Source organism: Microcoleus sp. M2_D5 (assembly GCF_036701935.1).
In the GTDB taxonomy this organism is placed as follows: domain Bacteria; phylum Cyanobacteriota; class Cyanobacteriia; order Cyanobacteriales; family Microcoleaceae; genus Microcoleus.
On sequence record NZ_JAUBRP010000063.1, the window covers coordinates 19,154 to 29,865 of the forward strand.

Consider the following 10,712-nt stretch of genomic DNA (forward strand, 5'->3'; position numbering starts at 1 on the left):
TGAAACCTAGGGTTCTATGCACTTAAACATCCCAAAGATATCGCTATGCTCAAAAAGAAAATGCGGGGAGGTAAGGAAATCCCATTTATGGGAATACTAAGACCGAAATGTCTTAATATTCCTCACCTCTTTAAGCTCAAAAATGTCAATTAATGTTAGCGAATCGCCTTCAGCTTTGCTCGATATCAGGATAAATTGCGCTCCGTTTACCCCCGCGAGAAGCTCTAATGAACAACCGCGAACCCGTCTCGAATCCCACTGCTTCATCCACCCGCCAGGGAAATAGTAAAGATTCTGAACCTGAGAAAAGCTACTTTTCTCCTCCTCCTGCCGTATCCTTGCCCAAAGGGGGTGGGGCGATTCAAGGAATGGGCGAGAAGTTTGCTGCCAATCCGGTGACAGGGACTGGCTCAATGTCAGTGCCGATCGCCACCAGTCCCGGTCGCTCTGGGTTTAGTCCGCAACTTTCCGTGGCCTACGACTCTGGGGCAGGCAATGGGATGTTCGGGTTGGGCTGGAGTCTGTCGGTGCCTTCGATTACGCGGAAGACAGACAAGGGTTTGCCTCGCTACTGGGACTTTGAGGAGTCCGATGTCTTCATTCTTTCGGGTGCAGAAGATTTGGTACCCGTGCTTAAATCAGATGGCACGGTTGATGAAACGTTGCGGGATGGATACTATATTCGCAAATATCGCCCTCGAATTGAGGGATTGTTTGCCCGAATCGAACGCTGGACAAAGGTGGATTCGGGAGAGATGTACTGGCGATCGACTTCTAAAGACAATATTACGACTCTGTACGGCAAGACTGCTGAGAGCCAGATTGCCAGTCCCGACAATCCAACCCGTGTATTTAGCTGGCTAATTTGCGAAAGCTATGACGATAAGGGTAATGCGATTCGTTATGAGTACAAAGGGGAAAATTCTGATGGGGTTATTACAGCACAGACACATGAGCGCAATCGAACCCCGGAGAGTCGATCGGTTAATCGCTACCTGAAGCGGATTAAATATGGAAACCGAACGCCTCGACAACCCGGTGAAAATCTGAGCCTGCGAACAGATTGGATGTTCGAGGTGGTGTTTGACTATGGAGAACACCACCAGACGAATCCAAAATCGAATGACTCAGGGGTGTGGACTGTTCGCAACGACCCATTTTCTTCCTACCGGGCTGGCTTTGAAGTTCGTACCTATCGTCTCTGTCAGCGGGTGCTGATGTTCCATCATTTTCCAGAAGAGGAAGGGGTGGGGCTCGATTGCTTGGTGCGATCGACAGATTTCGCCTATTCTTACGAACAAAACCCAACCGATGTTCGCAATCCTATTTATTCGTTGTTGTTCTCGGTGACACAGACGGGATATCAGCGGGATTCACTAGGGGGCTATCATTCAAAATCTCTGCCACCGCTGGAGTTTACTTACAGCGAAGCCCACATTGATGAGACGGTGCGTGAGGTCGATGCTGCGAATCTAGAAAATTTGCCCCAAGGGTTAGATGGGACGCGCTACCAGTGGGTGGATCTGGATGGGGAAGGGTTATCGGGAATTTTGACGGAACAGGGCAATGGGTGGTTTTATAAGCGCAATCTCAGCCCGATTAACACGGTTCATAACAATGGCCCAAAGCATATTGAGGCACGTTTTTCGTCAGTTGAACTGGTTGCCAGCAAGCCTGCCAGCGGCTTAGCGAATGGCGCTCAGTTCCTCGATTTGGCGGGGGATGGTCAGCTTGATGTGGTAACGCTACGGGGGGCCGTACCGGGCTTCTACGAACGCACTCAGGATGAAGGCTGGAAGTCATTTGTTGCTTTTAAGTCGTTGCCTGTACTCGACTGGGATAGCCCGAACCTGAAGTTTATCGACTTGGATGGCGATGGACATAGCGACATCCTAATTACTGAAGACAATTGTTTTGTGTGGCATCCATCCCTAGCAGAAGACGGATTCGGACCAGCGGAGTGGGTGAGTCAGCCTTGGGATGAAGAGAAGGGACCGCGTGTGGTGTTTGCTGACAGTATGCAGTCAATTCATCTGGCGGATATGTCAGGGGATGGGCTGACGGATATTGTGCGGATTCGCAACGGAGAGGTGTGTTACTGGGCGAATCTGGGGTATGGGCGATTTGGGGCAAAGGTGACGATGGACAATGCGCCCTGGTTTGATGTGCCCGATTTGTTTAATCAGCGACGGATTTTGTTGGCTGATATTGATGGGTCTGGAACGACGGATATTCTGTACCTGAGCTCAGAGGGGGTGCAGGTCTATTTCAATCAGTCGGGGAACAGTTGGGCAGCAAAGCGAGTTGTGAGGCGTTTTCCTGCGATCGACAGCATTGCTTCGGTAACGACGATCGACCTGTTGGGCAACGGAACCGTTTGTTTGGTATGGTCTTCGCCCTTGCTGGGAAATACGACCCGCGTGATGCGGTATATCGACTTGATGGGCGGACAAAAGCCGCATCTGCTGATTAAAACAGTAAACAATCTGGGTGCAGAAACGGTTGTGCAGTATGCACCTTCTACTAAGTTCTATCTACAAGACAAGTTGGCGGGACACCCCTGGGTCACAAAGTTGCCCTTTCCGGTTCATGTGGTGGAACGGGTGGAAACCTACGATCGCATCAGCCGCAATCGCTTTGTCACCCGATCGGCCTATCACCACGGTTACTTTGATGGGGTGGAGCGAGAATTTCGCGGCTTTGGCATGGTGGAGCAGTGGGATACTGAGGAGATTGGGACGATTGGGCCTGGAGAAGTCTCATCCGACAGTTCCAATCTGGATGCGGCTTCGTTTGTGCCACCGGTGCATACAAAAACCTGGTTTCACAATGGGGCATATCTCGACCAGGACAGGATTTCGCACCTGTTTATTCACGAGTATTATCAGGGGGATGCCCTGGCGGCGCTATTACCGGATACGGTGCTGGCTGATGGTCTAACGTTGGAAGAACAGCGGGAAGCCTGTCGATCGCTCAAAGGGTCGATTCTGCGGCAGGAAATCTACGCTGATGACGGGACAGATAAGAGCCAGCATCCCTACAGTGTTTCAGAGCAGAATTACACGATCGAGCTGGTGCAGCCAAAGAACACAAATCCTCACGCTGTCTTTTTCGTGCATCCACGCGAGACAATCGATTACCACTACGAACGCAATCCAGTCGATCCGCGTGTCGGTCATCAGGTTGTTTTGCAGGTTGATGAGTATGGCAATGTTTTGAAGTCTGTGGCGATCGGATATGGACGGCGGCAGTCATTGTTATCCAATCCTGAAGATCGGATTAAACAAACTCAAACGCTGATTACTTACACGGAAAATCGGGTCACCAATCCAGTCCTGGAAGAGGATGCCTATCGCACACCGCTGCCCTATGAAGCCTGCACTTATGAGCTAACGGGGCATGGATATAGCGAGAGCGATTTTCCAAAGGAAAGGATAGGCCAAGGCCCTGTCTTAATCAATCTTTTGAATACAGTTCAAACGGCTGCATCACTGGAATACCAGATGCAACCGGATGGCAGTTTGCAAAAGCGCTTGATTGAGCGGGTACGGACGCTTTATCGCAAAAACGACCTTTCGGATGCTCTGCCGCTGGGTGTGCTGGAATCGCTGGCATTGCCCTACGAGAGCTACAAGCTGGCATTTACTCCCGATTTGTTAGCACAGGTGTATGGCGATCGCGTCACAGAAGACGTACTGAGTGAAGGCGGCTATCTCCACAGCGAGGGGGATTCTAACTGGTGGATTCCGTCTGGGCGAGTTTTTCATCATCCAGAAGCAGGTGCAAGTTCTGCCCAGGAGTTGGCCTTTGCCCAGGCACATTTTTTCCTGCCCCATCGGTTTGAAGACCCCTTCAACAATATCACCACTGTTGAATATGACGGCTATGACTTGATGGTGACAACGACTCGTGATGCGATCGGCAATGAAGTCAAAGCTGAGCATGACTACCGCGTAATGCAGCCCAGGGTGGCGATCGACCCGAACCAGAATCGCGCTCAAGTAGCGTTTGACGTTCTGGGAATGGTGGCGGGTGCTGCTGTCTTGGGCAAGGTTGAGGCGGGTGAGTCAGAAAGTGGTGACTCGTTGCAGGAGTTTATCGCAGATTTGAGTGATGAACAAGTGCAAGGGTTTCTGCAACAGCCAAGGGCAACGGCACAGCAGCTTTTGGGCAATGCCACCAGCCGCATAATTTACGATTTACATCGCTTCCAGAAGTCGGGCCAACCTGTCTTTGCAGCCACGATTGCCCGCGAACAACACGTCAATTCAGCCTATGGAATGGAGTCGCCTGTTCAGGTGACGTTTAGTTATTCCGATGGCTTTGGGCGAGAAGTGCAGATGAAGGTACAGGCGGAACCGGGAAATGCACCGCAACGGGAATCGAATGCAGTGAATCCCGATCGACCAGGCAAGTTGATTCTGGAAAATGGCAAGCCGAAACTGACACCGACGAATCCCCGTTGGGTGGGGAATGGGCGCACGGTTTATAACAACAAGGGCAAGCCCGTCAAACAATACGAACCTTTCTTTAGTTCGACCCATCTGTATGAAGCTGAGCCTGAAATGGTGATGGCTGGGGTGACACCGATTTTGTTCTACGATCCGGCCCAACGGGTGGTGGCGACACTGCATCCCAATCACACGTTTGAAAAGGTGGTGTTCGATCCGTGGCAGCAAACTACCTGGGATGTGAACGATACGGTGTTGATTGCCGATCCGAAAACGGATGCGGATGTCGGCAGTTTCTTCGATCGATTACCGGAAACAGATTATCTACCAACCTGGTATGACTTCCGCATTGACCCGGCAAAGGCTCTAGAAGAATGGCCTGATGTCGATCGGCAAGGACGTGCTCATCCTGAGAATGCTCACATTCGCTCTGCCGAAGCATCAGCCGCGAGGAAAGCAGCAAAGCACGCTGGAACGCCAACGGTAGCTCATCTGGATTCGCTGGGGCGCACGTTTCTGACCATTGCTGATAACGGGGATGCAGGTAACTATGAAACTCGCGTTGAGCTGGATATTGAAGGCAATCAGCGATCGGTGATAGATGCGCGTGGGCGCACTGTCATGACCTATGATTATGACCTGTTGGGTGGGCGGATTCATCAGGTGAGCATGGATGCCGCGGAACGGTGGATGCTCAATGATGTCATGGGTAAGCCCATTTATGGCTGGGATAGTCGGGGACATCGGTTGCACCATCGGTATGATGGGGTGCGTCGCCCAACGCAGTTATTGGTCAGCAAGGACTCGGTGGAACGACTGGCAGAACAGGTCATCTATGGTGAAGACCTGCCAAATGACACCCAACTGAATCTACGCGACAAAGCCTATCAGCAATTGGATGGGGCAGGGATTGTTATCAATGAGAACTACGACTTCAAGGGGAATTTATTAACTGCTCGTCGCCAGTTCTTACAGAACTACAAAGATGATGTGGACTGGTTGCGATCGCCCGAATTAGAAAGCGAATCATTTGCCAGCAGTTCAACTTATGATGCGCTCAATCGTCCGATTACACTGACTACACCCGATCGAAGTGTGATTCGGCCTGTTTACAACGAAGCGAATTTGCTGAATGCAGTCGATGCCAATTTGCAGGGTAAGCGAGAAAATAATGAGCCAATCTGGACACCCTTTGTCAAAAATATTGATCACAACGAAAAGGGTCAACGGGAAATCATTGAATACGGTAATGATGCCCGAACAAGTTATACGTATGACCCGAAAACCTTCCGGTTAACCCATCTCTTGACAACTCGTACAACCGAGCGTACACGTCTGCAAGATTTACGCTACACCTACGATCCGGCTGGCAACATTACCCAAATTTCTGATAACGCTCAACAAACAATCTATTTTAATAACCAGGTTGTTTCACCAACAGCAAACTATGTCTATGACGCAATCTATCGCTTAATTGCCGCAGATGGACGCGAACATATCGGACAAATTACAACTCCTCAACCCACCTGGGATGAAAAATTCCGCGTGCATCTTCCCCATCCGAATGAAGGGCAGGCAATGCGTCGGTATGTCGAAGAATATGACTACGATCCCGTTGGGAATATTGAACAAATTATTCACTATTTAGGAAATCTATCGAATTCAAACGAATGTTCTGGATCAGTCGCCTGGAAACGCACCTATGCCTACGATGAACCAAACGAAATACCCAACAATAATGGCTTAATCAGTACCAGTATTGGGACAACAACCGCAGGCACAATCCACGAACAATATACCTATGATGTACATGGCAATATGACTGTTATGCCGCATCTAGCAGAAATGAATTGGGATTTCAAAGACCAGTTACAGCAAGTAGATTTAGGTGGCGGTGGTACTGCTTACTATGTTTATGACGCGGCAGGTCAACGAGTCCGTAAAGTAATTGAACGGCAAAATGGCACTCGTCAAAAAGAGCGGTTTTATTTGGGTGGAGTTGAGGTCTATCGAGAATTCAATGGTAGTGGCGACACTGTGACGCTGGAACGCGAAATGCTGCACGTTATGGATGACAAGCAGCGAATTGCGATCGTTGAAACCCGCACTCAAGACAACGATGGCTCACCCACTCAACTCATTGGCTTCCAACTCAGCAATCATCTCAGTTCTGCAACGTTAGAGCTAGACAATCAAGGTTTCCTCATTTCCTACGAAGAATACTATCCCTACGGCAGCACCTCTTACCAGGCTGGACGCAGCGCCGCAGAAGTCGGACTAAAACGTTACCGCTACACAGGCAAAGAACGAGATGAAGAATCCGGGCTTTACTACCACGGTGCAAGGTATTATGCGCCTTGGATTGCAAGATGGATCAGTTGCGATCCAGCGGGCATGGTGGATGGCACAAATCTGTATGCCTACACGCGCAACAATCCAATCCTCTTTACTGATCCAAGTGGGGAACAATCTGAACCTGAGATAAATTCGCTCGATCCAAACGATCCAAGAAATTATGTTGATTTTGACTCCTTCAGCAGTGGAGCAGTTGGTCCTTGGAGTGACCAAGGACTGCGAGAGTTATGGAATAAAGCAAACCCAGGAAATATGGTAGCAAATCCCCAAATATTTACCATTAGTTCAGCCACTGGTAGAGCGGAGCGTCTAACATATGAAGATGCCAGATCAAAATTAGGCTTGTCGGGAGCAGAATTTGAAAGAGCGATTGGTAGAGGAGATGCTCTAATTCTGCGGAATAACCGACTGAGCATTACAAATCAAAGAACTATAGACCAAATAAATAATCCATCGTTAGCAACTCCTTTGATGAAATTTGCGATTGAGACGTTGCAACGCGATACTGCAAACTTCCATGGAGTTTTTCCTACTGACTACTCTGTAACATTCAGTAGAGCAATTATTTCAGAAAGCATTAGATTAAATGGAGCTGATTCGGGCATAGAAGCTGTGGGTGAGGCTTTTGGATCTGAGAACCTCTCCCAAGGCAGAGCAGCTTTACATTTATATGAAGGGCTAGCCAGACGTGGTGAACATACTGGTTTTGATAAAGTTCAACACTTTGTTGCGTCTGCAGTTTCAGAATATGAGAACACGAGTATTGGGACTGATATTAGACAATATGGTAAGGAGATATTTTATGACGAAATACCAAGTTGGTTCACCGATGATACAGGCTATGACCCCAATGACATGCTAGCCAACAATCGTGGACAAGCCTTTGGAGCAGAGTTGTATAGACGCTATCATCCCGTGAGAGATGCAATTCTAAATCCAATAGATTTTGCAGGAAGGCAAGTAAATGAGGTAGGAACTCGTTTGGAGTATGAAATTAGGAGACTTTATGGCGTGCCATTTTAACTCTCTTGGGTAACGCTTAAAACTCTTTTACTTACCCAAAAATATCACCCACAACTAACTTACAGATTCACTTTTCCAATAGAGCCGCATCTACCAGAAAAAACCATTTTCAAGAAGGGACATGATTTATGCCCAACGTAATTGTTATTCTGCTTCATCCTGCTGAACCGACTAAGGCATAAGACTTTGCGAAGTACCTATCAGGTACAATAAATCCTGATGGTTCAATTGTTCCAACAAAGGTTTTAACCATTACCGCTTACGATTTTTCATTAGCAAAGCGATCGCGTAAAACCCGACACAAAAACACATCTAACTCATAAAAACATTCACTTACCGCTAGATTTAGCCCCCAAAAAAGGAGAATCCTATGCCATCCCTACTTGTCATCCGCCTACACCCAACTGAACCAGTTACCGGTGCTGACTTTACCAATTACCTGAATGGGTTATCCATTACCGCTCACGATCTGTCATTCACCGATCCGACTGGTTCTACTACACCCGCCTTAGGGCCAGCCACTTACATTGCGCCAACATTGCCCCCAATCCCACCCATCCCTCCATCTCGAAGTGTTGCCCCTATTCAAGATCCCGATACCCGCATTGTTCAGCACTTTAGTATCACAACTGACCCCATAACACTTATTGATACTGCACGCGAGTTCCTTGCTGTAGCTACAGCCGTCATCGAAATCCCTGATCCTCCGGCAGGAGGGGAATATCGCACTGCCGATATCCGCTTGGTTATTTCCCGCAACGTTGGTGGAAATGTCAGTGAAATTGTCCATAAGCAAACCTATTACAACGTACCCGTCCGAGCGGGTGGGTTGCCTGTCCCTCCATCCCCCCCGCTCGACCCAAATGTTTTCAAAGATTGGCCAGAAACGAGTCTTCATTTGGCAGTGCCATCTTCCGGATCAACTAGCCCAACCGTCATCTTGCCAGAAGATGGCACCACCCCCAATTTCACTGTTCTGCGAACCGCTGTCGAAGCCGTCCTAACTACTGAACCCGGCATTGCGGTGGCAGATATTGCCAATCTTACCCTTGCCCAATGTCGCCACATTGCCTATGAAATCATTTGGGATCGCATGGCATACCCACTGCCCGTGCCCAAAAAGGCTTTAGCGTCAGATACTCCTGAGCAATCCTTAGCGAGAATATATACTGGACCTCAACCGAGTGATAGTGATGATGAGCGCGATCGACGCATCTTCGAGGGCGATTTACTCACCTATTACACCAGACATAATGCCGAAGCCGAGCGCCTAAAAACCTTTATCTTCTCACTCTCAGCAGCCATTTGGTGCGAAGATGAAAGCAAACTTGCAACCAAAGCAGGGCTTCACTTTCCGATTTTGCTAAACCCATTAACTGGGGAAGCAAAAGTGATTTTGAAAGGGGTAACTATTAGTGTTACTGCTGGTACAGATGCTCAAGGACAGGGTGCATTAACCAATGACTATAACGTTATAGCTACAACAGCCAATAACCCTTCTGGTGTTACTCTTCCTTCCTCAATATTGGGACGCCGGGTTGTTATTGTAAATAAAGGGACAAACCCAATCAATGTGTATCCTGCTACAGGTGGAAATATTGATGCTTTATTGGCTAATGCACCAATTCAAATTCCTGTTGGCGAAACTTTGAAATTTAATGCATCCAGCACTACGCAATGGCACTCAACAGCACGTAGAACTTCTGAAGAAAACCTTCAACCCCTCGTACCATCTTTTGAAGTTCCAGCCGCTTACTTTTATGCCCTGACTGCAACTTTGCCATCCCAGCTCAAGCGGGAAGATCGCTTTAAGATGGTGGCATTAGATGCTGAAGCCCAGCTCGTCACCAATATCACGCAGGCGATCGATGATCAGGTCTTGACTGAACCAGTATTAACAACACAGGGAGGAGTTACCGTCAATCGTTACCAAGCCGCACGGCGGTTACGAGCTTTAGGTTCGGCAAACGAAATCGGCACACCAGAGTTCGTGCTTGATCCAGTTGATCCGGCAACTTCGGCGGCTCGTGGGTTAGTGACTGATTGGTTAGGCTTTACAGGAGCAGATATTAATGCCTTTTGGACAACATTATCCACCGCTAATACCACTGGACATTTAGATTTAATCCTTTGTGCCATTACCAAAGAAAATCCGCCATTAGCACCATTAACCGCTGAAATTAAAAATCCTCCTGTCCCCGATCCTCCTGTCCCCGATCCTCCTGCCCCTAGTTTTGGTGCGGGTGTCAGTAATATAAACGAGCTGGCTGCCAAAAATAACCAAAATTGGGAGGCGTTGCTAAAGTCCAATGCAGAACTGCTCCCTGAGTTCACCAAACCAGGCACAACTCAAGAGCGCATACAAGCTTTTATTCGCCACCTGCGTAAGTTTTTTGATGTCGCCAATGTATTCGATTCTCCCCCTGTCCCGACGATCGCTGAAACTCCCGTGTTCAGTCGTTCACCGGGCAATCCATTAGACCAATTGTTAGCTAATTATCCTGGTGGGTTCTCGTTCAGTGAATGGGATGCAGACCAATTGGCAACCACCGTGTGCAAAATTTTTCCCGGCGATCCAAAAGCACAACAGCAATTCATCGAGTGGTTAAGCTGCATTCAAAGTGTCATCAATCTAACCAATGGCATTAGCCCGATCGAAATCCAATTCTCAGTCATAGAAGCCCTTTGGGCACGAGGCTTTACAAATGGAGACGTGATTGGCAAGTTTTCTAACGCAACAGACTTCACAGAAGCACTGGCTGGCTCAGTTGCCTACGCTTATGCCGGTATCATCTGGGAAAATGCTAGTGTCATCAATCTAACCAATGGCATTAGCCCGATCGAAATCCAATTCTCAGTCATAGAAGCCCTTTGGGCACGAGG

Annotated in this window: 2 protein-coding genes; both read left to right on the forward strand. The window is 48.5% G+C overall.

The features are described 5' to 3' along the window. Window positions 1–227 precede the first annotated feature (227 nt). Window positions 228–7,829 carry a SpvB/TcaC N-terminal domain-containing protein gene (locus QUA50_RS22365; protein ID WP_333267055.1) on the forward strand — a complete coding sequence of 2,534 codons (7,602 nt, stop codon included), beginning with the start codon at window positions 228–230 and terminating at the stop codon, window positions 7,827–7,829. 370 nt (window positions 7,830–8,199) lie between these two features. Next, on the forward strand, window positions 8,200–10,712 hold a 2,513-nt coding region (locus QUA50_RS22370), incomplete at its 3' end, for a hypothetical protein (RefSeq protein WP_333267057.1).

Excerpts from the sequence above, each read along its gene's own strand:
- QUA50_RS22365 (WP_333267055.1), top strand. The coding sequence starts at position 228 with ATGAACAACCGCGAACCCGTCTCGAATCCCACTGCTTCATCCACCCGC.